Source organism: Aminobacter carboxidus, assembly GCF_014863355.1.
GTDB lineage: Bacteria > Pseudomonadota > Alphaproteobacteria > Rhizobiales > Rhizobiaceae > Aminobacter > Aminobacter carboxidus.
Genome location: NZ_JACZEP010000021.1, coordinates 22,917 through 47,308 on the forward strand (window position 1 = coordinate 22,917; position 24,392 = coordinate 47,308).

Genomic DNA, 24,392 nt, shown 5'->3' on the forward strand with positions numbered 1-24,392 from the left:
AACGGTCAGCCGGCCAAGGAGTTGAGCGATCTTCTTAGGGAGGCGAATATGACGCCCGATCTGAAGTCGTCTCGCAGCGACAATGACCTTAAAAGACGCGCGCTATATCTCCGTGGCTCAGGGGGCTCTCGTATCGATCACATGGCACCTATCGACCATTTGAGCGACGTTCCAGGACCGCGATGGACAGACCTGTTCTACATCGCCGTGGCGTTTGGTACGGCTAGCGGGCTTTTCTGGCTGGCCGGCTACTAGCGCGATGGTATCCGGATCGCGGTGCGATCAGCCCCCTCACGTTTCAGGACGAGCCCGGCACCGGTGTAGATTGCGGCCACTGGTGATTTCCTTTGATGATGAAGTCGTTCAATCTGCCCGCGTCAACGGGATGGAGGGCGAGATGAAGTGGGTGATCTTGATCGCTGGCGTGTTTTTGTTCTTCAACGGAATGTTCACGCGGACCTACAGCTTTGAGAACGAAAACCCGGCCAGACACTGCTACCAGATGGATTATATCGGGCTCTATGGATGCTTCGGCAGTCCGATGATGCCGACGCTGATCGCTTGGGGTGCAACCCTGATCGGGGCCAGCCTGATTGCATGGTCGGTTTTTCGCGGCAGGCAAAGCGAATGACTTTGATAACGCTCGGCGACAGCCATTCACTCTTCAGTTTTGCCGGCATAGCTGAGGCAAAGATCTACTGGGTTGGTCCAAGGACGATGCACCGGGCCGCTCGCGATGGCATAGCGTCACTGGTGCCCAAGAACTGCCGGCCAGTCAGTGGCGATGTACTCGTGTTGTCGTTTGGTGAGATTGACAGCCGCGAACATGTAGGCCGCATTGCCCGTAAGAACGGACGCTCGTCGATCGAAGAAGCAGACGCCCTTTGCGACAGGTTTCAGGTCGCGTTGGATCAGTTCAAGGGCAAGTGCCCGGCACGCTTGGCGTTGGCTTGCATCGGCCCGTTCAATCCCGATCCCGCCTATCTTGTGTACGAGGGTTACGAAAACGAGGACGCTTGCCGTGCAGACGTGAAGGCGATCCGCGACCGGATAAATGAGCGCATGGCAGCAATGGGGGTTGCTTTCGTGGATTTCCGGGCTGGATACTGCAACCCTGACGGCACAATTATTCCGGCACTCTCCGACAACAATGTCCATATCGACCCACGTCATTCTGAGCCGGTGTTGGCGGCTTTGCAGCAGGCCCTAGGACGGGAGTTCAGCCTTCGGAATCCGCCTTGGCCACCGAACAGCCTGGCCGAGAAACCGTACCAATCGCCTTGGAAACGGTTCCGAAGATCAGTGCGGGCAAAGGTCAAGGCGTGGCTCGGCATCGAGCCGAAGCCGGCCAGAACATAACCCCTGGCGCAGAGAGAAGTTTGGTTGAGAGTGGGGCTTTCGCTCGCCTATAGGTGCAGTATAAAGCGGGCATGTTCTCCGCTCTCAAAAGCTATCTCTTCCCTGCGCCACTAACGCTCGTCACCGCGAGCGATACCAGCCACGCGCGCTCGCTCATGAACTTTCTGGCGAGTGCAAAAGAACATGAACCGGCAACGAAGCTGATCGTGTATGACCTCGGCCTCACGGCTCAGGAGCGGCAGGTAATCGAAAGTCGCTTCAGCTACGAAATCCGCCGCTTCGAGTTCGAGCGCTACCCGGCATTTTTCGACATCAAGATCGCCGCTGGCGAGTATGCATGGAAGCCGCAGCTCGTCCGCGACGTTGCACGGGAATCTAAAGGTATCCTATGCTGGATGGATGCTGGAGACGTCATAACAGAGCCTCTGGTGAAGCTGCGGCGCGAAACCAAGCGATTCGGCTACCACAGCACCCATTCATCCGGAACCATCAAAGACTGGACCCACCCCGGAATGCTGAGCTATTTCGGGCTGCCCAGTGACTGGAACGCTGATGCTCCGAATCTCAACACCGCATGTGTCGCCTTCGATCTGGAAAGTGACATTGGCGCCAATCTCGTCGAGCAATGGGCGGAAGGTGCACTAGTCAGGGACTGTATCGCGCCAGAAGGGTCCAGTCGGGCCAATCACCGACAGGACCAGGCTCTGTTCACTGTGCTTGCCTACAGGGCGGGGCGCCCGAACGTTTCCAAGAAGTACCTCGGCTACGCCATTCACCGGGACGTCGAGCACCAGCCCGCGGCCTAGCCGACGGATGGGGCCAGCACTTCGGTGGCGCGGCTCTCGCCAAACAGCTCCGTTGCCATTGTCTCGAGCAGCGGCCAGAGTTCGTGATCGCTGCGATAGGATGATGCAGACCTGAAGACGTTTTGAAGCCGCACGGTCTGCCCAGCCATAGCCGCCTCGACCTGCTCGGCTTCGGTGTCGGTCATGCGTGACCAGAGATCGACGGGGTAGAGAACTACCAATGGGGCCGGAATTGCCCCCCAACGCTTGGATACCGAGTCCCATACCTGCCCGCCGTGTTCAGGGGCCATCGGCACTTCTATCGCTCCTGCCGGCAATGCGGGGAAATCCCACCGCTTGGGCGGCAAGTTACCATCCTCGTCCGATGAGTCTTGAACCCATACGCCATCAAACGCGCCGATGTATCTACAAGTTTCGTCTACAAAGAACTTCGCCATTGTCGGATGTCCTTATGCCGCGAATGCTTTCAGAACAATTCGCCAGTTCGCTGCTGTAGGAGTAAAGACCGCTCCAGTCGTTTTGTTACGCATGCGCGGAGCCGGGTTTGACGAGAAGTAAAGGTTTGTAGCATCCGCCATTACGCAAACAGACAAGAAACCGTTGTCGTCGTTGTACGGGGCTAGCACCTGATCGTTGATCGAGTAGTTCTGTTCAGCGATCACACATTTCATGTAAGCCATGAATGTTGTAGGCGCTACGCCAAGCCCATGCGCGACAGTTATCAAGTTGTTTCCTACGATCACAGCTTGATCTGCGCTGACAAAGCCACGCCCAAACGGAATAGCCACCCCGTTCTTCTGGTAGTCCGTCGCGTTGATCTTGCCGTTGACGACGAGCTTTTCAGTGGGTGTAGCCGTGCCGATGCCGACGTTGCCACCCTTTCGGATAAAGATACTGTTCGTCAGCTCGCCATCACCATAGTTGACGATGTACCCGCCGCAGTCCGCCGCTGTAGTGTCGTTGTAGTAGCCGAAATGCATCCCTTCGTTGATGGCTGCTGCCTTGCCAACAACGATAGACGTGTAACGGGCGTCCGAAACACCGCCAGGATTCAGCACCTGGAGCAGCCCAAGTTTGTTGGTGTCGCCGGTCGACGTGACAATCATCGTGCCCGTGACTGTCGGGGTCGTAACGGCAGGCGATGTCAGCGTCTTGTTGGTGAGCGTCTGTATGCCTGCTAGCGTCACCTCGCCAGCGTCGCCTGCCCGACTGAAGATCAGCCAATGCGCCGCGCCGTTGGCCAGCGTGCCGGACCCGCCGACATAGGCCAGCGTCAACTTGCGATAGCCGGTGCCGTCGACCACCGAGCCGGTGATATTGTAGGTGTGTCGGATTGTGGCGTTCGTCTTCGATCGGATGGTCAGGGCGCCGCGAACCGGATTCGTGCTGTCGTCCCATGTGTCGAGCACGACTGTAGCCGTCAGGCCATCACTGTCGACATTGTCGATGTAGGCCGCCGTTGCAGAGCCAGGCGCAGCATTGTTGAGCCGGAAGATGCCGGCGCCGGGGTCGGCATCGGTCGTCGTGGTTGAAAAGTTGAACGGCAAGGCCGCGACGGAGTTGGCCGCTGCAATTGCGCTGTTGCTCGCATTGGTGGCCGAGGTCGAGGCGTTTGACGCCGACGTGGACGCTGAGGAAGCCGAGGCGGCTGCAGCGTCAGCGGACGCCTGCGCGGCCAAAACAGCGGCCGACAGACCACTGAGCGGGAAAACCACCTCAAAGCGAACCCCGGTGAAAAACAGCACCGTCTGCCTTGCGGCGGCGAATTCGCTCGCCCCGATGTCGGCGCCGTTGCCGTATTTCACGCCATAGACACCAACGCCTGTGACGGTGATCGTCACGGCCCCGCTGTTGCCGGCCGAAGGCGTCATCAGGTAGAGCCGGTTCGCCTGGAAACCTGCCGGCTGGGAAACCACGACCGCGTTGCCAGTGCCGCCTGTCACCGTCAGCTTGTCGACGGCGGCGCGGCCGAACAGCCTGTCATAGGTCATCGGCACCCATGAAGCCCCGGTCGCGTCCCATTCCTTCAGCACGGCGGGATCGAAATTCTTGTCGAGCCAGAGCTTGTCGGTGGCTGGCGCAGCGATGGCGTCGACCATGTTGGAGAAGACCCCTGCTGCCCGGAGTGCCGACAGCACCAACTCGGACACACGGACATATTTGCCGGTTTCGCTGGAAAGCGTCGTTCCGGTGAGAAACAAGCCCCAATGCAGTGAGTTGTCGAATTCTGTTCCAGCCATCAGCTATTGCTCCATAGAAAAAAGGGCAGCTCCGAAGAACCGCCCCCGTTGAAATGACCACACGGCAATACGCCAGCGCAGATCTACGGACGCAGCACTTCGCAATGATCTGCGCTAACCTTGATCGTTGCGGGCAGAACCGGCATAAAATCGGGTGGCGCGAGCGACCGCAGGCCGCGGCGATCTGGGGGGCACCCATGCTTGTTTTCTTGTTTGACCGATGGTCGGAATGGCCGGCCTGGGCGCGGTGGACATCCGGCATCGGCGCCATCGTCCTGCTCGACTCTGTCCGCGCGGCATGGGGTGAGCGCGATTTCGTCGCCGGGGTCGCCGAGACCTTTGCTGCCTATCTGCTGTATTATGGTGGCCTTGCGGGCGCACTCGCGGCCGGCGCCTGGATCGGCAGCAAGATCGCAAAGGCGTCCAGCAAGGACTGGCTCGGCTGGCTGATCGGCATCGTGACGGTGGCGGTGCTGTGGCTCGGCTTGGCCAACATCACCGACCACATTCCCGGCGTCAGCTGGCGCATGAAAGCCATGGGCGGCGGCGATTGCCATGCTGAGTGGGACGGATGGTCGAACCCTGTCGTCTGTGACGAAAGCCAGCCTTGAAACAGGAGTGATTTCGGGTTCAGTGCACGGCTATGCAGGGATCAGCATTGAAACCACGCGTCGCAGCAGGCATCGGCGCAGTGATTGCGGTTGTCGTCGGCTTTTTGGTCTATGCAGCAGCGGGCAATGCAATGAGTTTCCCCTATTGAATCAGCGCGCCATTCCGGCATGGCGCCGTCTATTGGGCGTTGGTCGGGGGACTTATGGGCGCCGGCGCTAGAGCAATTCCAGGAAAAGTGCGTAGCGGTTTTCCGTCCGGAATTGCGCAAAAACAAGAAGATAGAGCGACTCCGCGATTCGAAGAAAAGCGGAAATGCTCTAGATTCGCATTCGGTCGTCAGTAGTCTCCCCGAAGACCAGGCAATTTCGCAGCTTCTTGCCGCTCCATGGAAAAAGGGCGGCTGCGAACAACGAACACGTCGAAGGTGGGCGTTGGTTTCGTTTGCTCGTTCGATTGCAATTCCAACCGCCGGCAGGTTGGTGTTCCGCGCCTTTTTCCAAAAAAACGCCCTCGGTCAATGACGCCTGACAGCAAGCCGTTTCCGGCACTGGTTGCGATCGCCCTGATGTGAAGCGCTGCGGCAACCGTTGCGGCATTTCAACCCGATTGCCATGTCGTTCGGGTCGCCGGGTTTCTTTGCCGGCTGCATCATTGCCGGCCGAAACGCTTGCGCTCGTCTGGTCAAATTCGGCGGGGCGCTCCCGATCAGCCGAACGGCCGCAACGGCTTTGGCTCGAAGCTTTTCTGCCCATAGTCGCGCAACCGTTCGCGTTGTGTCTTCCTGAGGTAGCCGGGGCTCATCGCCTCCCGCATCGAGCTCAGGAACAGGAAGTCGAGCGCCGGCCTGACATAGGCCAGATTGACCAAAGGCGTGTTGCGGGTGGCATAGTCCAGCCAGTCTGCCGCCTGTATCCGTTCACGGGAACTCAGGCCGGCGTCCCGGGCTTTCAGCAGCAGGACGCCAAGATCGGCGATCGAGACCAGTGCCGGGCCGGCGGCGGTTTCGAGCGGGCCGCCGAAGTGGCTCGCCTTGCCGAACAGGAAGTCGGCGTAGATGCCGGCAGCACCACCCTTGATGAACGCAGCTTCCCAGGTCTTCAGGTCGGCGGGATCACGCGGCGGCCAATAGCCCTTGCGCAGGTCGTCGAAAACCGTGGAGACATAACCTGATATCGTCATGCCGGCGAGAAGGGTGCCGATATGGGGGGTGCGCTCGAGCAGGCCGGCACCCTTGCGATGACCAAAAATGGCCCGGCCGCCGACGCGCTGGGTGAAGGCCATCGGAAAGCCCTTGAACTGTCCGATGAACCGCAGGGCCTCGCCGGCAAAGGTTCCGGGGCGGGTGCCCTGTGTCATCGTGCGACGGGTCCGGGCGTCGACCTCGACAATGCCATAGCTGGTCTCGTCCGCGAAGAAGCGCAGCACCGCCAGTTCGAGATTGCGCCGGGCGTCATCGGCGGTCCTTGCCAGCCCGGCGACGGCTTCATCGGGCAGCGAGCGGATCCGGTCGGGCGTGATGTAGCTGTTGCCGTCGACAACCCGGAATTCCGCCTGGCGGATGGCATCCCACATCGGCGCGGTGATGCCGTGCAGACCAAGAACATGGCGGTAATTCGCCGGCAGGTCGGCATAGCCGACCTTGGCACGCATGCCCATCTCGGCGGCGATCACGCGGCCAGCCGTGGCCCTCTTCACGTCGTCCCACCACGAGGCGCCAGCCCACCTAAACACCTTCTCCTGCAACTGGGCAACCCGACCGATCGGGCCATTGACCGCGGCAGAAGAGGCGATGACATGCGCAACGATGCCGTCGAAGCCTTCGCCGGCCAGAAAGGATATCTCGGCCAGTTCGCCCTTTGGTCGACCGCGGCGCAGCCCGTTGAGCTGGGAGAAGAAGCCCTTGAAGAAGCCCGAGCCGCGGAACTGCGATGCCACTCCTGCCGTAACACTGTCAGTGATCGACAAGATGCCGGCGCCGCCAAACCTTACCATCGCCTGTAAGGCTCGGATATCGTTGCCGATCTTTGCCGCCGTGGCATGAGCGGGCCGGTTGACCAGATCGGTGGCAACGTCGACGGCAACGCGCAGAGCGCCGGCATCAGTGGTCAGCCCCTTCATCTGCCTGGACTTTTTGGCGCCCGACAGCGTCGGGTCATCCTTGATCCTGCGCTTGAGACGATCGACCAGCGATGCGAGCATCACCTCGGGGTGCGGCCCAAGAACCTCCATGTTCGCGGCCATGCGCGCAGCACCGCGCAGGTGCGACATCATCGACGAGACGGTGCTGCCGGAGCCGAACTCGTTGCGATAGGCCTGGGCCGACATAGCGTCGCGGAAATGCAGCACACGCGACGTGCCCAGCGACCTCGCCAGATCGGCAGGATTGATCCTTCCCCCCTTCCCGCTCGTTGCCGCCTTGCCCGGCGCGCCGGTGACGATCGTGTCATAGATGCCCGCCAGCGCATCGTCGATTTCCCCGGCAGATCCCGCGTCGGGGAAGGTGCGGGCCAGGTCCAGCCTGGGCAAGATGGCGGCGATCCACGCCTTCTCGCCTGCGGCGAGCATCTTCACATCGTCGTGGGTGGGGGAGCCCAACCAGCCCTCATGCCTGCCGATGGCGGCGCCCAGCCTGTTCAGGTCGGCACGGCTCATCTCGTCATAGGCTGCAAACAGTCTGGCCGCGTATCTGGCGTCTTCGTTGCCGGTGATGCCTGGCTTGCCGCCTTTTTTCAGCTCGGCCAGCTCACGCATGATGTCGCCATCCATAAGCGGGTCGGCAAGGCCATGGACAAGATGCGGACGGTTGGCCTGGAGATCGGCAAGCAGCCCGCCGAGATATCTGGCCTCATAAGCGCCGTTGAGAGCGGCGACCGAGTTGCGGCCGCCTTCGACGCCACGCTGGGTTCCTTCGAACAGCGCAAGCAAGGCCTTGTCAGGCGACAGGCCCGATGCGATCAGGCTGTCGATCGCCGTGTACAGCCGGTCGCCGACAAGGATGTGCAGGGCAGCGTTGCGGCGCCGCAGGGCTGCGGCAACCCTGGTGCGCTCGGCCTCGCGCCCAGCGAAGCTGCGCAGCCTGTCGGCCATGCCGTCGATGTTGCCTTCGGCCTGCAGGCGCTGCCTGTATTCGGCCACCCGCTGGAAGGCCGCCTCGATATCCCAGCGGCTCAGCCTTTGCCCCGAGGCTGCATTGGCGGCATCGAAACAGGCGTCGCCGATCTTGTAGCGGATCTTCATGTCAGGCAGCTCGCAACGGATTTGAGGGCTTCGGCAAAGGCAGAACCGGCTTCGAAGTCGCTTTGGGCCTCGTCAAAAGCCTTTTCATCCCCAGGCGAAAGCCTGCCTCGGGCGGCCAGCTGGGCAATGTCGGCCTGCTCGGCGAAGGCTCCACTGTCGGGGTCGACGCCATGGTGGTGGGCGAGCGTCCTCAAGCTTTCGGTCCCTTGGCTTCCGGGCCCCTGGCTTCCGGTCATGGCGACGGCGGCTTCGGCCTGCTCGATGCCGGCAGGTCGCGGTTCGGCGGACACTACGGAGTTGTCGATGTTCGGTCGCTGCGCTATATTGGCGGTTGCCGGTAGCGACTGGCCTCCTGCAGAGGAAGCCGTCGCGGCCTGCCCGACTCCGGGGGTGCCAATCGAACGGTCCCCGGCAGTATCCTCCGCTAGGCCGAGAACCTGCGGACGGGAATCGGGCGGGGCCGGCTTTTTCTTTTCAGACAGCTTCGGTGCGTCAGGCCCGCCCTTGTCGATGTGAACCGTGACAAGCTGTTGGCCCCCTTCGAAACCCTTGTCGCCATAGACCACGACACGGCCGTTGCGTTCGACGCGCCACGTCCGCATCGGTGTGTCGCCAACTGCTGCAACGGTATCTGGCGGAACGGGTTCGAACTCCCTGACGATGTTGGGCAGTGCTGCAAGATCATCCTTGGTGACCCGGAAAGCCTTGTCCTTCGTGCTCTTTTCGCCATGCGCCCAGATGACCTTGACGAGCCCCTTGAAACTCTTGGAAAACTCGAACTCGTTGATCTTGCTGAATGCGCCGCGCGCCACGATCAGCGCATCGATATCGCCCGGTTCGATCCTGACCAGAGGGTCATCGACCGGGCCGGTCGGCCTGTCCAGGACCTCGTCATATGCCCGCGACAGGCTCTCGACCTCCGAGGCGATCCGCGCCAGAGGTTCGGTCGCATTGGGCGACAGCCTGACATCCTCACCCCGCGCCAGGCCGTCGACTGCCTCGTTCAGGGCAATACGGGCCTCCTGGGTGGTGCGCAGGGTCATCAGCCGCTGTTCGGCCTGGAGACGCAGCCTGGTATCCCTGCGACGATCGACGGCCTTGCCGATGCTCCCGCCGATGGCTCCGAAAGCCCCGCCGATCAACGCAGCGCCGGCCACCTCGGACACAAGCGCTTGCCAGGAGACGTCGTCGCCGAACTTTCCGCGCATGCCTGCGGTTGCCACGCCGAAAATCGCCGTGCTGCCGGCGGCATCGAGGGCCGACACGAGTGCCGTGCCGCCGATCTTGCCCAGCCGCGCCACGGCCGCTGCCTTGACCAGCGGGCCGGCGATCGGAATGTAGTTGATCGGGTCGAGGGCCTGACCGGCAAACTGCCCGACGAATGCTGCGATCGGGCGCTTGGATGCGTAGAATTCGCGGGCCTTGCTGGCATCGGACATCGCCGCCAGCGCGGCGGCCCGGTCCTCGGTCATGCCGGAATCCCAGGGGATATCGTCGCGGAAGTAGGGCGAGGACTTGTAGGCAGCCTCGTCGAGCGCCCCGGCCGCGTCCCGACGCGCCTGCAACTGCTCGGCTGTTTCAGCCTGCACATTCGCCGGATTGCCCCAGACGGTTCGCCGTCGACGCATCTGGGGTGTGTCTGGTACCCAGGTCGTTTCACCGCCCTCCCCGGTCACGACCATGCCCGGAACGGTGGGAGCTTCTTGCGGCAACAGCGCTGTTCGCACGGCGGTCCCGAGGCCGAAGGTCTTCAGCGCCGCGCCCTTGGCCTGATCGACAATGGTTGCGGCCATGCCCATCGGCTGGGCCATGACCGAGTCGAACAGCTCCTGCTGCGTGGCGCCGTCATAGGTCGGGCCCCGCCTGAAGGCATAGATGGCGTCGCTCATGGGAAGGCCTTCTGCTGCGGTTCGCCCAAGCTGCGCATCGGGACGCTGGGATAACGTGGCCTTGGTTTGGACGGATCGTGTTTGGGCAGCGTAAAGACGATCGGGCGCCCCGATCTGTCTGTCACCGGTGCCCCGAGATAGGGGTTGATGAAGACGAAGCCATCTTCGGAGTTCCGGAAGAAGCCCTCGGCCAGGACGTTGTCGATATAGTTCAGGCCGATTATGTCTCTTGCCCCCCACATTCCGCTGGCTCTTTCGGCGTAAAAATTCTCCAGTGTCGCGTGCAGGGCTTGGCCATAGGCTGCGGCATTGGCGGGGCTGTCGAACTTGCCGAGGAATTCGCCTGTCCGGCGATACAGCTCGATAGCCTCGTCATCGCTCAAAAGCCGGCCATCCGGCGAGACGGTCGGGACAAGCACCTGCCTGCCATCCTCATCAAGCGACAGGGCGCGACCTGTGGTGATCGAGCCGTCGGCGTTTCGTGCCATCGGCCTGTTTTCAAGGTCGATATTGCCTTTGGCGACAAGGCCTGTGACAGGGCCTTCCGGCACGGCACTCGGCCGCTTCAACGCCGCCTGAAGCGCAGCTTCCACATCGTCCTTGGCCCAGGCGAGGTCATTGATCACTGCCTCCGGGTCCTGATCTTCCCGCACAAGGATCTCGGCATTGACACGATCGTCACCGGACACCACCCGCACCTTGCCGAAAAGGTCGTCGGACACGCCGGCAATTGCCTGGTCGAGGCTCTGGCCGTTGCGCATGCGGACGTCCACCGCATTGCTGATCAGCGCGGCATCGCGCTGCGCCCGGATGAAATTCTGTGCCGACCCGTGTCTGATGCCGTAATAGACGTCGCCGACCTCGCCCTGTGCCATCAACAGATCCTGGATTTTTACGGCGACGGCGTCAGGGTTCGCCGGGGGCAGCCCCGGCAGTTTCGCCGGGTCGACCATCGCGGCCATGAACAGGCGCCGGGCAGCCCCCTCATCGCCTCGGCTCATCGCCTCGACAGCGCCCTCGGTGATGTCGGGCAAGCCGGCCTCGACAAGCTGTTCAAACAGGACACTGCGCTGATCCCGGTCTTTCGTGGTCATCAGCACATGGCTCAGCGCAGCGATGCGGTCGGCTCCTGGCCGGTCCAGGTCGTTGAAGACATCGACAGCATCGGCAGCGATGGCCTTGGGCAAAGGCCTGACGACGTCGACACCAAGCTGTTGCTGGGCGGCAATCGAAGCGGCGACGGCGGCCTGGTAGCTGGCCGGGTCCTTGGCGGCCTTCCATGCCGCATCAACACGTGGGAACGCCTGCCTGACATAGGCTGCGGGGTCGGCGTCGCGCGCCTTCAAGGTGCGGTCCGCCGCCATCGAAATCGCTTCATATCGCTTCTGCTCGAAAGCGGCGTCTGCACCGGTGGAAACAGGCGTCGCACCCTTGACCAGCGCTGCGACCTCCGCCGCCGGCATCGTCTGCATGCGGTAGGCGGTGCGGCTGACCTCGACGACCTGCTGGAACGTCTCGAATTTTTGCGGTCCCTTGTCGCCATAGGCGGCAGTGAACTGCTGCTCGGTAGGCATGGCGCCGGAATAGCTGCCGGTGTTTTCGATCGCCACCGGCGCGTTGGTGGCGGCTTCGTCGATAAGGGATTGCGCCACGACGCTCTGGTCGGCCTGCTCCCTTTGATATTGCGTCTCGCCCCATGCAGCCAGGACATCGCGGCGCTCGTGCGGGATCACGTCAAGATCGGCATCACCGGGCGCGGGCGTGTAGGTGCCAACAAGCAGGTCCGCTGCCTTCTTCTTGTGGCCCTCCATCTGGTACATGACCTTGTCGGCCACCGTACCAGGGGCACCGCCAGCCTTGTGGTCCGAACGGTCGTAGCGACCCGGCGCGCCGGCATTGATGGCGGAATAGATGTCGATCAATCCCATACCCGGCTTGACGCCGGCGTCGCGCAGATACTGGCCGGCCGCCGCCACCTGCTGCTCGATCGGCATGTCCTTGGTGACGCCATACTTCGCGGCCTGCGGCTCGCCCCACTGGATCAGCCCGCGATGCGTTCCCCATTTCGTCGTCGGCCCTTTGATCCATGGATCAAAGGTACCTCCTGTTTCGTAGGACATGACGGTCGCGAGATCGACAGGGTCGACCCCGAGTTGCTGCGCGGTCTGCTGGATGGCGGACGACAGGCCTTTGGTATCGACCTTGATGCCCTTGATGTCGCGGATGGCGGTCTGCGGGTCCTGCTGGTATTTCCAGCGCCATTTGCTTTCGGCAGCGTCCGCCTCCCATTGCTGACGGCGTTCTGCCTTCCAGGGTTCTGGCATGTTCGCCGAATTGATCGCTTCCAGGCCCTGGCGCTTCAGCACGTCGAAGCCGGCGGCATTGTTCTGGATCTGGGTCCGATAGGTGCTCAGATTGGTGTTGGTCGTGCGGTCGTAATAGGCCCCCTTCGTGTCCCTCTCAAAAGCGTCGGCTTTCTCAAAAAGCGTGTTGCCACGCGACAGGATGTTGTTGAGGTATCCAGTCTGCGCATCCTTGGTCAGGCCTTCGAAGTTCGACTTGGCGAATTCGTTGGCGCGCTGCTGGTGGCCTTCCATGAACTGGCGCGTGAAGCCGATGCCGCTTTCCGAGCTTTTCTCGCGCGCCTGCAAGAAGCGCTGCTCTTCGTCGGCAAGAAACCGCGTCAGGCTGGTCGACACAGTATTGGAACGGTCGTTGGCGACGTCGACCTTCTCGCGCTCGGCAAGCTCGAGCAGGCTGTAGCTCGCCTGCACGACGGCCTGGCCGGCGTCGGCAAGGGCAGCGCCGACCATCGGCGTCGGCCCGGCATTGGCAATGCGGCCCGAACGCGGGTCGGAGTAGGCGACGTCGCGAGCTGTGGGAATGGTCACCATGCGCTGTTCACCGCGGGCCATAGGGGAGTTCGACCGAGGTCGTGTCTTGCGTCTTCTTGTTGCTTTCGCCGAACCGGCTGAACAGCGACGACATGCCCGAAAACAGCGAGCCGGCCGCCCGGATGCGCGCCGCGCGCATGGCGCTTTCGGCGTTGTAGCCGGCGACCTTGGCGGCGTCGTTATAGCCGCGCGCCTGCTGTTCGCCCTTGTAGATGTCGGTTTGCGCCGCAAGCGTCACGCGCTCGCTCGTGTCGCCCATGACATCGATGACGGAAGGATCGGTCAGGTTTCCGCCGGAGCCGGCGATTAACGCCTGCTGCTGCGAAAGCAGGTATTTGCCTTCGCGATACCGCGCCATCGCGTCACGCTGGCTGGCCGCGGTCGCCTCGTCGGCCTGCTGCGCGGCAACCTTTTGTTCGTACTGGAAGCGCGCCTTTTGTTCGCGGCCCTCTTGCATCGCGCCGGCAACCGACATGATCGTGCCGCCGATGCTGGCTATCGTGCCGATAGCCCCTAAGACAGGCGTCAGGAAACCCATTGCCAAACCACCTTTCCGTCTAGCATCTCGTTTGTCGGCTTGAAGCCCAGCTTCAGCATCAGGGCTTCTGCCCGCGGGATCGATGTGTCGCAGGTCGCCTTGATCACGCGCGCGCCACGCGTCTTTGCCTCCGCCAGCACCTCAAGGATGTGGCGGAAGATGCGCGGCTTGCGGGCGTCCGTCGGCACCTCGAGGAAGGCCATCCACTCGCCTTCACCAGTCTCGATGACGCAGCCGAAACCTGCCAGCAGGCGACGACGCCAAAGGCCGCGGCCGATCCACTGGCCCGTCACCTGCACACCACCGTAAAAGCGCGCGAAGTCGATATCGTCAGCCAGCCTGATGTCAGCCATTTGTCTTGACATCCATCACCAGCGAACCGGCCGTAAACGGGTATGGCGAGCGCTGTTCGAGGCACAGCCGACTGTCGGTATTCCAGTCGCTGGCAACTGACATCATGTCGGCGTCGAAGCTCGAGTAGAGCGTGTTCGCAGCGATCGGCTTGTCGTCCTTGGTCACGGTCAGGCGGCGGAGGCTGTCGAAGGCATTGCCCACGCGCAGCCCATCCAGCATCGTTTTCACCAGATACATGCCAAGTTGCGATACCCGCTTCTTCTTGAACAGCGCCGTGCCGTTCGCCGCCCCGTAAGCGAGCTTTGTCGACTGCCAGCGCCCGACATAGGGCAGACCGATCACAACGCTCCTGCCGGCCGCTTGCGCGGGCAGGACCACCTGGCCCCCCGTCACCGTATAGAGGCCGTCCTGGTCATGAAGTGCCGCGCCGTCGACCCACACGGTCACGCCCTTGCCATTGAGATGCGGCACGGCAAAACTTGTCTGCCCAGCGGTTGCGGTAAAGCGCTTGAAACCGTCGGCCAGGCAATTGGTCTTGCCGCCGCGGCAATCCTTCAGGTCGGCCAGCCTTTCGAGCCGCTGCGTCCCGTTGCGGACGATGGCGAAATAGACGTTGTCCTGGCCCTTGCCGCGGCAGGCGATGACCTGCTTGAACAGACCGTCGGTGACCATGCGCGACCAGGCAATGACCTTCTGCGACGGCCGGTAGGTCAGCGCGCGGGCTTCGCCGTTTTCGAGGATGAACCACACCACCGTATCGGGCTGGCGCTGGACGGCGACACTGACAATCGCCGAGCCGCCGCAGATGTCTTCGTGCATCTCCGTCAGGTCCATGGCGCTGTAATCCAGCGTCCCTTGCTCGGCGATCAGCGCAAAGACGCTGAGACCGGTGCTCTGCACGAAGATGCCGTCCTTGTCGCACTTGACCGCGCGCAAATCGTAGCTGCCTTGCGTCGAGCCATCGACCGGAAACCAGCTCGACGCTGTCAGCGGTTCGTCGAAGCTTGAAGACTTGATCGAAATCTCGGAATTGTCGGTGCCGGCGATCAGGCGTTGCAGCCCGAGCAGCCAGAGAATGCCTCTGTCGGTGCTGGCGCCGATCGAACGGAAGATCGGTGCGCTGTCGCCTTCGACATTGTCGTCAAAGCTGTGGAAGGCATCCGGCACGGAGCCGTGCACAAAGTCGCCCTTGCCCCAGTACAGGCGGCCGCCAAACGCCTCGATGCCCCACGGCCAGCCGTCGAAGTCCGACCATGTCGAAAAGTCCCATTCAAATGTCGGGCTCAACGAATAAAAGCGGCTCAGAACCTCGATGCTGACAGCTGTTCCACTGCTGTAGGCCGTCATGCGCGCCACGCCGACCTGACTGCCGCCGGTATAGATAAGAGCCGTATCGATGGTCCCGCTGGTAAAGGTGACGGCCACGAAGCGGAAGAACTTCACGACGTTGTTGTCAGGGTCGCGATAGTTCGTTGGCCCGGTGTTTGCCGTGTAGGTGCTGTGTGTGCTCCAGGCGCCGGGATTGCCGCTGCCGTCATCGGTTGCGACCTCAAGCCGGACGGAACCCACCCAGCTGCCGGAGACCTGAAAGGTGAAATCGCGGGCCGCGTTGACGCCGGAAACACGGATGGACGCGCCATTCGCCGGGGCTGCTGTGAAACTCTCCTGCACCGTCTGGCCGGACTGGAACAGTCTGAACAGGCGACCGACCATACTGGCTTCGAAAAACGGCCTGCTCGCCGTCAGGATACCGTTGCCGGTGTACACCGAAGGCGTCAGCGCCACGGTACCGTCAGATGCCACGAATGGGCCGTCATCGACCTTGTAGCGCTGGATACCCCAGCTTGTGTCGCCACGGCGCTGGATTTCGCGCTGCTGGAACTGGCGCGACGCCAGATAAAGCACGTCGATATTCTGCTTGTGGCGGGGTGCGGCGAGATCAGCCGTCGCCCATGGCGTCGAAAGCACCAACGTCCCTGGCGCATCGATCTGGCAGCGGGCAACCAGCGCCTGCCGCGCCTTGTCGGTGTAGATTTCGAGATAGATGCTCGCCGTGGTCGGTGTGAAGGCGATGGAATGATCGCCGTCATCCAGTATCGACAGGGCAAGAACGTCGCTTGCCCCCGCAGAGGTGCCGATATGCACCCAGACCGGACCGCGAACGACCTCGACGCGAAGGCCATGTTCCTTGCCCTGGTCGCCACCTGACACCGTCACCGTCTGGCGCGCGGCGGCGCGGCCTTGCGTGGTGCCGGTGAGCACGAGATTGCCGCCCGCCACATTGGCCGAGGCGCCGGCGGCACTGGCATTGGTCCATCCGGCAAAGGAATTGAAGTCGCCATTGGTGATCGAGGTAGCGACAGTCACGCGGGAGACGAAGGCATTGTCCTTCAGCACGCGCATTTCATTGTTCGACAGGATCGGCACCAGCATCGAGGCGTTCGAGCCGGCGAAGGAGTATTCGAGCAGCCGGACGTCGCCCAGATTGATGTCGGCAATGTGCTCGAGGCCGGGGCGCAGCGTCATCGAGCCGACGACACGCGGCAAGATGTTTAAGCTCAGTGCCGAAGCGAACTGCAGGCGCTCCAGATCGAGGCGCGAAAGCGCTTCCTCGCCGACTTCACCACCGTTCAGGGCATAAACCGGGGCTGAAACGCGCGGCATCAGACGTCACCCTCGCCGAAAACGATCTGTCCGCCGACCAGCGTGCCGCCATTGTTGCGCGAGCCGCCGATGCCGCCGCCGCCGCGCCGCGCGCGAAGCCAGTGGCCGGGCTCGATGATCTTGTTGTTTTCGTTGCGGGCATCGACGTTTTTTGCCTGCATCAAGGCACGTTGCATGCGCTTGCTGAGCTTTTCCTCCAGCGTGTCGCCCGACGTCAGCTTGCCGCAGGTGTCGAAGGCCAGCTTCAGCGCGACATAGCGCCAGAACATGGTTGGCCAGCTCGCAATCTTGTCGTCGGCCATGTTCACGTCGCTGATGAAACGCAGATAGAGCGCGGGCGTGTTGGCATGCAGGTTGCCGCCTTGGTCGACATAGTCGTGGAAGGTCGTGAAGCCGGGATTGTTCGAGACAGTCACCGTGCGCAGCCAGGTCGCCGGATAGTCGAACGCATAGGTCCAGCCCACAGCAGGCGTCAGCGCGCCATTGGCCGACAAAGCTGCCGATGCCTTGGCGAAGTTCCAGTCACCTGAGTTGAAGGCTTCCTCGATCGCGCCGGCCCAGGCGCTGTCAAAGACGTATCTCGCCTCGACATCGTCGGTCAGGGTGACGATGGTTGCCTTTTCCAGGTGAACCAGCGCCTGCTTCCAGATCTGCAGCTTTGCCGCCATGGGGTTATTCGCCCTTCATCAGCTCGAGGTACTTTTCGGCCGCTTTCTCAGCCGCTTCCCTGGTGTCGAAACCGGTCTGGATCACGTTGCCGCCATGCAGGAAGCGCCATTTGTGGTGTGGGCCGCCAAAGCTGATCTGCGGCGGGCTGATGTCGGACGATGTAACCTTCGGGGCCGTTGCCTCGTCGAACAGCCTGAGCACGCGTACCCCAGCTGACGTCTTGGTGATGGCCAGCACGCGCAGCGTGCAATCGAGCCTGTGGTCATCCGAAATGACATCGATCGTCATGCCGGGCCGGAAGACGCTGAGGTGGTTGGCAAAGAATTCCGGGTGGGTGACGTCGGCGAGCGTGGTTTGTGAAGGCACGGTCGCCGCATATCGGCCGATCGAATAGTCAGCCTGCGCGAAGCGATGCCCCGCAAGTTTCGTGACTTGGGTCATTTTTTCACCGTGGGTCAAAGGGAAATGGAAATGGAAAAGGGAGGCCCGAAAGCCTCCCCCATTCACTTAGTCAGTATCGGTCGCCGTGATGGCGAGGCCGTCGGTCAGGTCGATGCCGAGACCACCGGTTCCGGTCGCCTCGTCGATCACCCAGCAGTGATGGACCGCCGTCACCGGGCCGGCGAGCGTGGTCGTGCGCGTGCGGACGATGACAATGTCACCTTGCCGCGCACCCTTGGCATAGCCGTCGCTGGCGTAGTTGGAGGTGTTGACAGTGGCGATGGCGTCCACCGTATCCAGCAGCCAGCTTTTCATGGTGCTGGCGCCGGAAAGACCATCGGTCAGGAGCTTGAAGCCGTTCGTATCGTAAGCCATTTCCGCCTCCTTACGAGAATGCAGCGGTGTCGTCGGTGACGACCTTGATCACGCCGGCCTGCTGCAGGATGGTGGCGCCGTCGTAGATGGTGGCACGGTCGTAGGAGTAATCGTCCTCGCCGTTGTAGCCGGCGTCGACCTTCACATCGCCGGCGATGGCATGACCCAGCGCAGGCTTTGCGAAGATGAAGTTGGACGCGGTCGCCGTGCCCTTGCCGGGCAGGCCGTTATGCATGATGTGCTTGGCGCCGAGCCAGACCTTCGGCCGGTCGAGCGCCAGGCCGACAAGTGGCTTGGCATCGATGTAGTCGGCCGATTTGAACTCCTGGAAGGTGAGCAGGCGAGCCCATGCCTTCGGGGTCCAAAGGCAGGTGATCTCGTTGCCGACCATGACGTCGAGCTCGAAAAGCTCGGTCAGGGCGTCAACGGTCTTGCCATATGTCAGGGTCTGGGCAGCGCCACTCGCATACGAGTTGGTGGCGGTCGCCAGCGCGTCGATGATGGTGAAGTCGATTTCACGCGAGGCCGTCAGCGAGCTGGCGTTCTGCATCGCTTCGCGCAGGTTGGCAGGCGCCGTGAACACGTCGAAGTTCGGGCGGGTCTCTTTGGTGTGTTTTTCTTCCAGCGTGATCGTCGGCTGGCTGTCGCCACGGTTACGCGACGGGATGAGCCCGTTCGTGCCGCGCCTGGTCATGCGACCCGCAGCGCCCTGGAGCGCGAATGAGGCCGTCAGGCCGCTGATCATGAGTTCCTTGGTGACGCAGTCCTTGAGGTAGGTTTCGCCGCGCTGAAAGGCGACGACCCACTCATCACGGTACTGGGTTTTCGTGATGGCATAGGCCATTGCGATATCCTTTGATGATGATTGGAGGGGTTTCTTTCAGCCGTGATCAGGGTGCCGTATCGAAGCTTTCGCGGGATGCCGTGCCGAAGCACGGGGCCGCTACTCACCCCGGTGCGGGGCGTCACATCAGCTTTGATTTTCAGGAGGGTGCGGGGCCGGGAACCGGGATGCCGCGATCAGTCTGCAGCCGCCCGGATCACTTGCGGGCGCTTACCTTTTCGAGCTGGGCATAGATCTTGGTCAGCTTGCCCTGAACATCGTCGCTCTTGAACTTTTCGGGGTCAGAGACGCGCAGCGCCAAAAGGTCCTGCTTCTGCGCTTCCAGCGTCTTGCCGGCCGCCTCGATGTCGCCGGTGAGGATGGCCGTGCTGCCATAGTAGTCGGCGCCGATGGTCGCCATCATCTTGACGAATGGCAGGCTGTCCTGCAGGCGCGAGCCGTCCATCAGGCGCAGCCCCATCATCTGGCCGAAACCGTCCTCGCCCAGATGCGCCTTCATCAGCTCCTGCGCCGCGCCGATCTGGCCGTCATAGTCGCCGCCCCACTCGGCCCGCAGCGACTTCTGCGTTTCGCCGGCAACCTTCGCCAGCTGGGCATTCAGCTCCTGCGCCTGGGTGGCGGCGAAATCCTGATACCAGTCGAGTGCCGCGGCAGCGACCTTCGGCGGCACGTTGCGCTCATGCATCGCTGCCTTGAAGTCTGAGAGGATCGCCTTGTCGGCGTCTGTGACCTCGAAACCGTCGCGGAACTCGCCCGGATACTTCGTTGCATCGTCGGGGATGCCGTTGGCCTCGCGGTAGGCCTTGACCTCTTCAGGCGTCGACCTGTCGGTCAGCTCGACCAGCTTGCCGCCGTTCTTGGCGTTTTTGTAGCCCTCGCGGAAGGCCTTCGAAATGTCGTCGGCCGACTTGTAGCGCTCGAGCTGCTTCATCATCGCGGCATCGCCGCCGGCCAGCTGTTCGCGGAACGACTGAAGAGCAGCGTCGGCGGCAGGATCGGCGGCCGGCGCGGGGGCAGAAGATGCCGGTTCCGGCGCCGGCGTTGCTGCCGGGTCAGGGTTTGGCGCGGTCGGCGTTGCGTTCGTCGGCTGGCTTGCCGGAGCGCCTGTCGTGAGCTGGTCGGTCATTGTTTTCACCTGTCAAAATGGAAAGGGAATGGGAAATCAGCTTCCTGATCTGGAAGCCGACATGCTGCTTTCCGGCAGCGAAGGCGCTGTCGCGCTCGCCGCCGTGCTCTGCCGGCATCCACGCCATCTGGTGCATGCCGCAAATGGCGAGGATCGCCGCAAGCGCGCGCCTTTGCTGGTCCTCATTGGCAATGCCGGCGGCGAGCGCCTGAAGTGCGACGCAATCGGCCTTGCGGATCTCCAGATCGTTGCGCGGCATCTCATTGTCAGGGCGAACCGTAACCGGATGCCAGGGGCGGTAGTGTTTCTGGCTCATTGTCCAAGTGCCGCCCGGATCGACTGCGCGGCATCACCGACCTGGCCGGCGACCGCAGCGCCGTTGCCGACCTGCTCGATCTGCTGCTGCTCAGCCATCGCCTTTTGGGCCTGCTCACGGTTCGCTGCCGCCTGTTCGGCATCAATCAGCCAGTCGGCACGGCCATTCGGCACCGCGGCAAACGCGTCGCGGAACATCGTGCGGGTATCGACTTCGCCGGCAAGCGACGGATCGAGCGACACACCGGCCTGCAGCACACCAGCACTTTCCTGAAAGGCGTTGAGCACCTGGCGGTCGCGTGCTTCCTTCAGCGCATTGTTGAACTCGTACTGGATGTTCTGGCCAAGCAGGATGTCAGGCATGTCGACCGGCACGCCGTTGCGACCGACCGGACCATAGCCGCCGGCCCGCATCACCTTTTCCGTCGTCAGGTCGAGAACAGCACCGGTCCATTCATGTTCGATGGGCCCGAACAGCGGCATGGCGTTGCGGATCCACTCCTGCACGCGCTGCGCCGCTTCGTATGCGGTCATGGTCTTGTCGGCCTGGGCGATCGGCTGCAGCTTGCTGAGGAAGAACGCATCGCCAAGCTGGTTGCGCTGGTCGTTGATCAGGTCGATGCCAAGGCCGACATTCTTGCCAAGGTCGAGCACGCGCAGCGCAGCACCGAGGCGTTCGTCATATTCGCTGTCGATGAAGGTGATGCCGTTGGCGCCGAGATCGACCGGCGACGAAAGCGCGTCCTGCGTTGCGACCAGCGGCGGGTCGACCTGCTTTTCGCCCGCCTCGATGATCGTCATCTTCATGCGCTGCAGCATGCGGCTTTCGGTCAGTCCGATCGACGCCGCCGTCGACACCGCATAAAACTTGCCCGACAACAGCCACCAGCGCGGCACGATGTAATCGAAGGTAAAAGCCGGCAGTTCCTGAAGGATCGTACCGTCTTCGCTGACATAGACGTCGGCCCACTTCGCGCCCTTGGGAAACTTGCGGTGCGGCTCATAGAGCTCCAGCGGAATGAAGATGTGGCGGACCTTGAACGTCGCCTTGAGGTCCTTGTCGCGCAGCGCGTTCTTCGCCTGTTGCGGCAGCTTCGCCTCGCCAAACAGATGGGCCATGGCAGCCGCCGTCATGTCGCATTTGCGGTGGACATGGTTGACCTGCCCGTCAGGCCCCTCCTGCCCGGCCATGTGCTTGGGATGGTGGCAGCGATAGAGCAGGTTGTCGCGGTTTTTGTTGTAGCTGACCTGCAGCCAGCCCATGCCGAACGCCGCGAAATCATGCTCGATCTGCTGGGCCGCGCGGCGAAAGCCGCTGTCGCGCGAATTCAAAATGGCGCTGTTGACGTCAGTCATGAATTCGAGGAACGACTGGGCACCACGATCCCGGCCGACACGCTTGTTTGACGCGGCCGCCTTGAACCACTGGCGACCATCGGGCCGCACCATGGAGCCGATCTGGTCGCCCAGTTCGCGCCGCATCAAGACGGGCGTGGCGTCAGTCAGATGCGCCGCGAACTCTTGCCCAAGCACAATTTCCGTCGTGAAGTCGGCGCGCTCGGGATAAAGGAACTCGGCGATTTCCTGATACAGGCTGTCGAGCGAGCCCTTCGCGGCAAACAGGCGCGTATCGATGTCGATCAGGTCACGGCCTGCTTGATCGCTCATCAGCTCGCCCCAAGCGTTCCGCGCGAAAACTCACGCCCGATCGTGCCAGGCACCTGCGCCAGCCGGTCGGTGGCGGCACTGCTTTTTGCCGCAGGCGCCAGCGAGCGGGTGCGACTGCGCTGGCGCTTGGCCAACGGGTCTTCCGGGTCCGGCATCGTCGCCGGCGGCTCCGGCTCGGGCATCTGTTGTTTCTTTCCAAAAAGTCCACTCATCAGCGTTTTCCTCGCAGTTTGGCCTTCAAGGCACTGTTTGACGTCACCGACCGAAGCCGCATCCTTGATTGTTCCCGCCGCTCCTGTGCGGCCTTCGGGCGCTTCAGCCCGCCGATGCTTGACGCCGACAGCATGATTGTCGTGTCGCCCTTGTCGGGCGAGCGTCCGAGCTTTTCGCGCATCGCATCTTTCGGCTGGACGATGATCTCTTCGCCACCGCCACCGGCGCGGATTTCGTAGCGGTAAGCGGCGAGATCGGCTTCGAGCTCGGCATCAGGTGGAAGCGCGATGCGCGCGCCATAGGCCGGGTCGAGTTGTTCGCGAAACTGCCAGACGGCTTGCGCCCTGAGGTTGGCAAAGCCGTACATGCCTTCACGGGTCGATGAGGTCGAGCCACTGCCGCCCTTGAAGCCGAAGCAGTCGACATCGGCATGGGCAAGCTGGGTCAGCGTGTCGCCGCCATAACCGCCGCCGGCATCGACGACGACACGGCAGCGGTCGCGCATTTCCTTGATGATGAGCCCGGCAACCGTCGGACCGTCAGGCGTGTCGCTACCGGGATAGCTGGTGAGCCGCGAATACCACCAGTCGCGCCGGCTCTGGATCTGCGTCTTGTCTGGTCCACCTTGTGCAATGTCGGCGGCAACGGCCGTCATCGCCACATCAGGCGGTGTGTCGGTCCACCTTGCCTGCGCTTGCCTTATCCATTTGGTCGGGATCACCTGCCAGGGATCGTCCTTGCCCTCTGTTACAAACGAACCGTAGCGAAGCCGTTCGCGGATCTCGTCGGGCAGGCTTTCAAGCTGCGCGGCATAACCCGTCGCCATCAGGTCCGGGTTGTCTTCCAGCATCGAGCGGATGAAAGTTCTGGAACGTGGCCGCTCGCCCTTCGGCCCGAGATAGTCGGCATCGACTTCCCGGTCCTCGCCGCCAATCGTCGTGAACCATCTGAGTTCGCCTGATGCCGCCGGGTTGGGGTGGCTCCTGTCGAGCCATGGCGCCCAGTAGCGGATGACCCACATGCCTTCAGCCGAGGTCGGCGGGTTGCCGGTGACGACAATGCGGCAGCGCCGCCCCCTGGCATCGCGAAGCCAGCCGACGATGTAGCGGTACTGGCTCTCGCTGAATTGCGTGATCTCGTCAAAGGCCTTCAGCCGATGGGCACGGCCCTGATACTTTTCCTTGTCGGCCTCGTGCGGCACGCCGCCCAGCTCGATCTTGCCGCCATTGGGCAGGCGCCAGACATGCGACTGGCTGTTGTAGCCGCCACGCGAGCCGAGCATCCGCGCCAGCTCGTCCTCGATGCCCTTGAGCTGGGTCGCCTGCCTTCGCAGGATCAGCGCCGGCTGGAATTCTTCGAGCGCCAGCCCGCAGATCAGCGTCGTCTTGCCGCCGCCCGCAGCACCGCCATAGAAGGTTTCATCGGCCTTGGAGAGCCATGCGTCGGTCTGCGGGCCGGGGTTTGGGATCATGTAGCGCCCGACCGACGCCTTGACCGCCTCGTCGATCACTTCCTGCCGCGCCGGTTGTGGCAGCGCCTCTAGCGCAGCCAGCACTTCACTCAGCTGCATCGGGCAGTCCCTGCGCCAGGAGGAAGGCGACACGGCGGGCAATGTCGTTTTTGGAGAGCTCGTCCACCGTCGAGCTCAGCGGCGCGCCGGCCTTGCCGGTCACCTCCGCCTTGTCGATCAGCAGGCCATGCAGCCTGGCCTTGCCCATGATCGCCGAGATCGCCGCGGACGCGCCCTTGTCGTCTTCCATCGCCTTGACACGAACCAGTTCAAGCTCGGCCATCAAGGTGCCGATCGACACCATGGCAAGGTCGCGGGCTTGCTGCTGCAGGTGCCTGACCCTTGAAAACACCTGTGGGTCGGCAAGCAGCCGGCTTGCCTCGCTCCAGACCGTCTCGGGCCTGGTGTCGGCACCGACATCATGCGTGCGCCGGTAAGCCTCGGCGGCATGGCCAGTCTCGACACAGGCGAGCGCGAACGCTTCTTGCTTGGCGGTCAGGTCAGACATCACACCTCGTAGAATGATTTCCGTACACTTTTATTTTTGCAGTCCGCATAATTTTCGTGTACGAATAATGTGTGCTGATCGCCTACGACGAAACGAAGCGCCTCCGGAACATCTCCAAGCACGGCTTGGA

The 24,392-nt window shown here is 62.5% G+C and carries 22 protein-coding genes; 4 read left to right on the top strand and 18 right to left on the bottom strand.

Annotation, left to right across the window (positions count from 1 at the left end):
* Nucleotides 1–397 precede the first annotated feature (397 nt).
* The 3 genes from IHE39_RS29520 (at nucleotide 398) to IHE39_RS29530 (ending at nucleotide 2,165) form a co-directional block, all read left to right on the top strand.
* The gene (locus IHE39_RS29520) at nucleotides 398–631 is read left to right on the top strand and encodes a hypothetical protein (protein WP_192569038.1); all 234 of its coding nucleotides are present in this window, start codon (nucleotides 398–400) and stop codon (nucleotides 629–631) included.
* Nucleotides 628–1,359 carry a hypothetical protein gene (locus tag IHE39_RS29525; RefSeq protein WP_192569039.1) on the top strand — a complete coding sequence of 244 codons (732 nt, stop codon included), beginning with the start codon at nucleotides 628–630 and terminating at the stop codon, nucleotides 1,357–1,359. Before IHE39_RS29520 ends, IHE39_RS29525 begins: the two co-directional genes overlap by 4 nt.
* Before the next feature lie 71 nt (nucleotides 1,360–1,430).
* Nucleotides 1,431–2,165: a DUF1647 domain-containing protein gene (locus tag IHE39_RS29530; protein WP_192569040.1), complete on the top strand. Its 735-nt coding sequence runs from the start codon at nucleotides 1,431–1,433 to the stop codon at nucleotides 2,163–2,165.
* Here the strand turns inward: IHE39_RS29530 and IHE39_RS29535 are convergent.
* The gene (locus IHE39_RS29535; protein ID WP_192569041.1) at nucleotides 2,162–2,602 is read right to left on the bottom strand and encodes a hypothetical protein; all 441 of its coding nucleotides are present in this window, start codon (nucleotides 2,600–2,602) and stop codon (nucleotides 2,162–2,164) included. The genes IHE39_RS29530 and IHE39_RS29535 overlap by 4 nt on opposite strands.
* Nucleotides 2,603–2,614: 12 nt before the next feature.
* The gene (locus IHE39_RS29540) at nucleotides 2,615–4,405 is read right to left on the bottom strand and encodes a hypothetical protein (RefSeq protein WP_192569042.1); all 1,791 of its coding nucleotides are present in this window, start codon (nucleotides 4,403–4,405) and stop codon (nucleotides 2,615–2,617) included.
* A 197-nt stretch (nucleotides 4,406–4,602) separates the two neighbouring features.
* On the opposite strand from IHE39_RS29540, the gene IHE39_RS29545 reads away from it, so the two are divergent.
* Nucleotides 4,603–5,016, top strand: coding sequence for a hypothetical protein (locus tag IHE39_RS29545; protein WP_192569043.1), 414 nt, complete (start codon nucleotides 4,603–4,605; stop codon nucleotides 5,014–5,016).
* 706 nt (nucleotides 5,017–5,722) lie between these two features.
* Here IHE39_RS29545 and IHE39_RS29550 read toward each other — a convergent pair.
* From IHE39_RS29550 to IHE39_RS29625, 16 genes are all read right to left on the bottom strand, one after another.
* Nucleotides 5,723–8,254, bottom strand: coding sequence for a hypothetical protein (locus IHE39_RS29550; protein ID WP_192569044.1), 2,532 nt, complete (start codon nucleotides 8,252–8,254; stop codon nucleotides 5,723–5,725).
* A complete protein-coding gene (locus tag IHE39_RS29555; protein ID WP_192569045.1) occupies nucleotides 8,251–10,143 on the bottom strand; it encodes a hypothetical protein in 1,893 nt (630 codons plus the stop codon). The genes IHE39_RS29550 and IHE39_RS29555 overlap by 4 nt, the downstream gene beginning before the upstream one ends.
* Entirely contained in the window at nucleotides 10,140–13,058 is a 2,919-nt protein-coding gene (locus IHE39_RS30830; RefSeq protein WP_246485685.1) for a hypothetical protein, read from the bottom strand. Before IHE39_RS30830 ends, IHE39_RS29555 begins: the two co-directional genes overlap by 4 nt.
* Nucleotides 13,045–13,575, bottom strand: coding sequence for a hypothetical protein (locus IHE39_RS29565; protein WP_246485686.1), 531 nt, complete (start codon nucleotides 13,573–13,575; stop codon nucleotides 13,045–13,047). Before IHE39_RS29565 ends, IHE39_RS30830 begins: the two co-directional genes overlap by 14 nt.
* The gene (locus IHE39_RS29570; RefSeq protein WP_192569046.1) at nucleotides 13,563–13,928 is read right to left on the bottom strand and encodes a hypothetical protein; all 366 of its coding nucleotides are present in this window, start codon (nucleotides 13,926–13,928) and stop codon (nucleotides 13,563–13,565) included. Before IHE39_RS29570 ends, IHE39_RS29565 begins: the two co-directional genes overlap by 13 nt.
* Entirely contained in the window at nucleotides 13,921–16,593 is a 2,673-nt protein-coding gene (locus IHE39_RS29575; protein WP_192569047.1) for a phage tail protein, read from the bottom strand. The genes IHE39_RS29570 and IHE39_RS29575 overlap by 8 nt, the downstream gene beginning before the upstream one ends.
* Nucleotides 16,593–17,261, bottom strand: coding sequence for a phage connector family protein (locus IHE39_RS29580; protein WP_192569048.1), 669 nt, complete (start codon nucleotides 17,259–17,261; stop codon nucleotides 16,593–16,595). Before IHE39_RS29580 ends, IHE39_RS29575 begins: the two co-directional genes overlap by 1 nt.
* 4 nt (nucleotides 17,262–17,265) lie before the next feature.
* Complete coding sequence (locus IHE39_RS29585; RefSeq protein WP_192569049.1) at nucleotides 17,266–17,703, bottom strand: hypothetical protein; 438 nt, start codon at nucleotides 17,701–17,703, stop codon at nucleotides 17,266–17,268.
* Between the two features lie 66 nt (nucleotides 17,704–17,769).
* On the bottom strand, nucleotides 17,770–18,078 hold the full coding sequence (locus tag IHE39_RS29590; RefSeq protein WP_192569050.1) for a hypothetical protein: 309 nt from the start codon (nucleotides 18,076–18,078) through the stop codon (nucleotides 17,770–17,772).
* A gap of 10 nt (nucleotides 18,079–18,088) precedes the next feature.
* Nucleotides 18,089–18,922, bottom strand: coding sequence for a phage capsid protein (locus IHE39_RS29595; RefSeq protein WP_192569051.1), 834 nt, complete (start codon nucleotides 18,920–18,922; stop codon nucleotides 18,089–18,091).
* Nucleotides 18,923–19,118: 196 nt separating this feature from the next.
* Nucleotides 19,119–20,048: a hypothetical protein gene (locus IHE39_RS29600; protein ID WP_192569052.1), complete on the bottom strand. Its 930-nt coding sequence runs from the start codon at nucleotides 20,046–20,048 to the stop codon at nucleotides 19,119–19,121.
* Nucleotides 19,975–20,364: a hypothetical protein gene (locus IHE39_RS29605; protein WP_246485687.1), complete on the bottom strand. Its 390-nt coding sequence runs from the start codon at nucleotides 20,362–20,364 to the stop codon at nucleotides 19,975–19,977. Before IHE39_RS29605 ends, IHE39_RS29600 begins: the two co-directional genes overlap by 74 nt.
* Nucleotides 20,361–22,031: a portal protein gene (locus IHE39_RS29610; protein ID WP_192569053.1), complete on the bottom strand. Its 1,671-nt coding sequence runs from the start codon at nucleotides 22,029–22,031 to the stop codon at nucleotides 20,361–20,363. The genes IHE39_RS29605 and IHE39_RS29610 overlap by 4 nt, the downstream gene beginning before the upstream one ends.
* Nucleotides 22,031–22,243: a hypothetical protein gene (locus IHE39_RS29615; protein WP_115732652.1), complete on the bottom strand. Its 213-nt coding sequence runs from the start codon at nucleotides 22,241–22,243 to the stop codon at nucleotides 22,031–22,033. Before IHE39_RS29615 ends, IHE39_RS29610 begins: the two co-directional genes overlap by 1 nt.
* Nucleotides 22,243–23,814: a terminase large subunit domain-containing protein gene (locus IHE39_RS29620; RefSeq protein ID WP_192569054.1), complete on the bottom strand. Its 1,572-nt coding sequence runs from the start codon at nucleotides 23,812–23,814 to the stop codon at nucleotides 22,243–22,245. Before IHE39_RS29620 ends, IHE39_RS29615 begins: the two co-directional genes overlap by 1 nt.
* Nucleotides 23,801–24,262 carry a terminase small subunit gene (locus IHE39_RS29625; RefSeq protein ID WP_192569055.1) on the bottom strand — a complete coding sequence of 154 codons (462 nt, stop codon included), beginning with the start codon at nucleotides 24,260–24,262 and terminating at the stop codon, nucleotides 23,801–23,803. Before IHE39_RS29625 ends, IHE39_RS29620 begins: the two co-directional genes overlap by 14 nt.
* Nucleotides 24,263–24,392 lie beyond the last annotated feature (130 nt).

Bases quoted from the DNA above. Each gene is read 5' to 3' on its own strand.
- IHE39_RS29520 (WP_192569038.1), top strand. From the start codon at position 398: ATGAAGTGGGTGATCTTGATCGCTGGCGTGTTTTTGTTCTTCAACGGA.
- IHE39_RS29525 (WP_192569039.1), top strand. From the start codon at position 628: ATGACTTTGATAACGCTCGGCGACAGCCATTCACTCTTCAGTTTTGCC.
- IHE39_RS29530 (WP_192569040.1), top strand. From the start codon at position 1,431: ATGTTCTCCGCTCTCAAAAGCTATCTCTTCCCTGCGCCACTAACGCTC.
- IHE39_RS29535 (WP_192569041.1), bottom strand. From the start codon at position 2,602: ATGGCGAAGTTCTTTGTAGACGAAACTTGTAGATACATCGGCGCGTTT.
- IHE39_RS29540 (WP_192569042.1), bottom strand. From the start codon at position 4,405: ATGGCTGGAACAGAATTCGACAACTCACTGCATTGGGGCTTGTTTCTC.
- IHE39_RS29545 (WP_192569043.1), top strand. From the start codon at position 4,603: ATGCTTGTTTTCTTGTTTGACCGATGGTCGGAATGGCCGGCCTGGGCG.
- IHE39_RS29550 (WP_192569044.1), bottom strand. From the start codon at position 8,254: ATGAAGATCCGCTACAAGATCGGCGACGCCTGTTTCGATGCCGCCAAT.
- IHE39_RS29555 (WP_192569045.1), bottom strand. From the start codon at position 10,143: ATGAGCGACGCCATCTATGCCTTCAGGCGGGGCCCGACCTATGACGGC.
- IHE39_RS30830 (WP_246485685.1), bottom strand. From the start codon at position 13,058: ATGGCCCGCGGTGAACAGCGCATGGTGACCATTCCCACAGCTCGCGAC.
- IHE39_RS29565 (WP_246485686.1), bottom strand. From the start codon at position 13,575: ATGGGTTTCCTGACGCCTGTCTTAGGGGCTATCGGCACGATAGCCAGC.
- IHE39_RS29570 (WP_192569046.1), bottom strand. From the start codon at position 13,928: ATGGCTGACATCAGGCTGGCTGACGATATCGACTTCGCGCGCTTTTAC.
- IHE39_RS29575 (WP_192569047.1), bottom strand. From the start codon at position 16,593: ATGCCGCGCGTTTCAGCCCCGGTTTATGCCCTGAACGGTGGTGAAGTC.
- IHE39_RS29580 (WP_192569048.1), bottom strand. From the start codon at position 17,261: ATGGCGGCAAAGCTGCAGATCTGGAAGCAGGCGCTGGTTCACCTGGAA.
- IHE39_RS29585 (WP_192569049.1), bottom strand. From the start codon at position 17,703: ATGACCCAAGTCACGAAACTTGCGGGGCATCGCTTCGCGCAGGCTGAC.
- IHE39_RS29590 (WP_192569050.1), bottom strand. From the start codon at position 18,078: ATGGCTTACGATACGAACGGCTTCAAGCTCCTGACCGATGGTCTTTCC.
- IHE39_RS29595 (WP_192569051.1), bottom strand. From the start codon at position 18,922: ATGGCCTATGCCATCACGAAAACCCAGTACCGTGATGAGTGGGTCGTC.
- IHE39_RS29600 (WP_192569052.1), bottom strand. From the start codon at position 20,048: ATGACCGACCAGCTCACGACAGGCGCTCCGGCAAGCCAGCCGACGAAC.
- IHE39_RS29605 (WP_246485687.1), bottom strand. From the start codon at position 20,364: ATGAGCCAGAAACACTACCGCCCCTGGCATCCGGTTACGGTTCGCCCT.
- IHE39_RS29610 (WP_192569053.1), bottom strand. From the start codon at position 22,031: ATGAGCGATCAAGCAGGCCGTGACCTGATCGACATCGATACGCGCCTG.
- IHE39_RS29615 (WP_115732652.1), bottom strand. From the start codon at position 22,243: ATGAGTGGACTTTTTGGAAAGAAACAACAGATGCCCGAGCCGGAGCCG.
- IHE39_RS29620 (WP_192569054.1), bottom strand. From the start codon at position 23,814: ATGCAGCTGAGTGAAGTGCTGGCTGCGCTAGAGGCGCTGCCACAACCG.
- IHE39_RS29625 (WP_192569055.1), bottom strand. From the start codon at position 24,262: ATGTCTGACCTGACCGCCAAGCAAGAAGCGTTCGCGCTCGCCTGTGTC.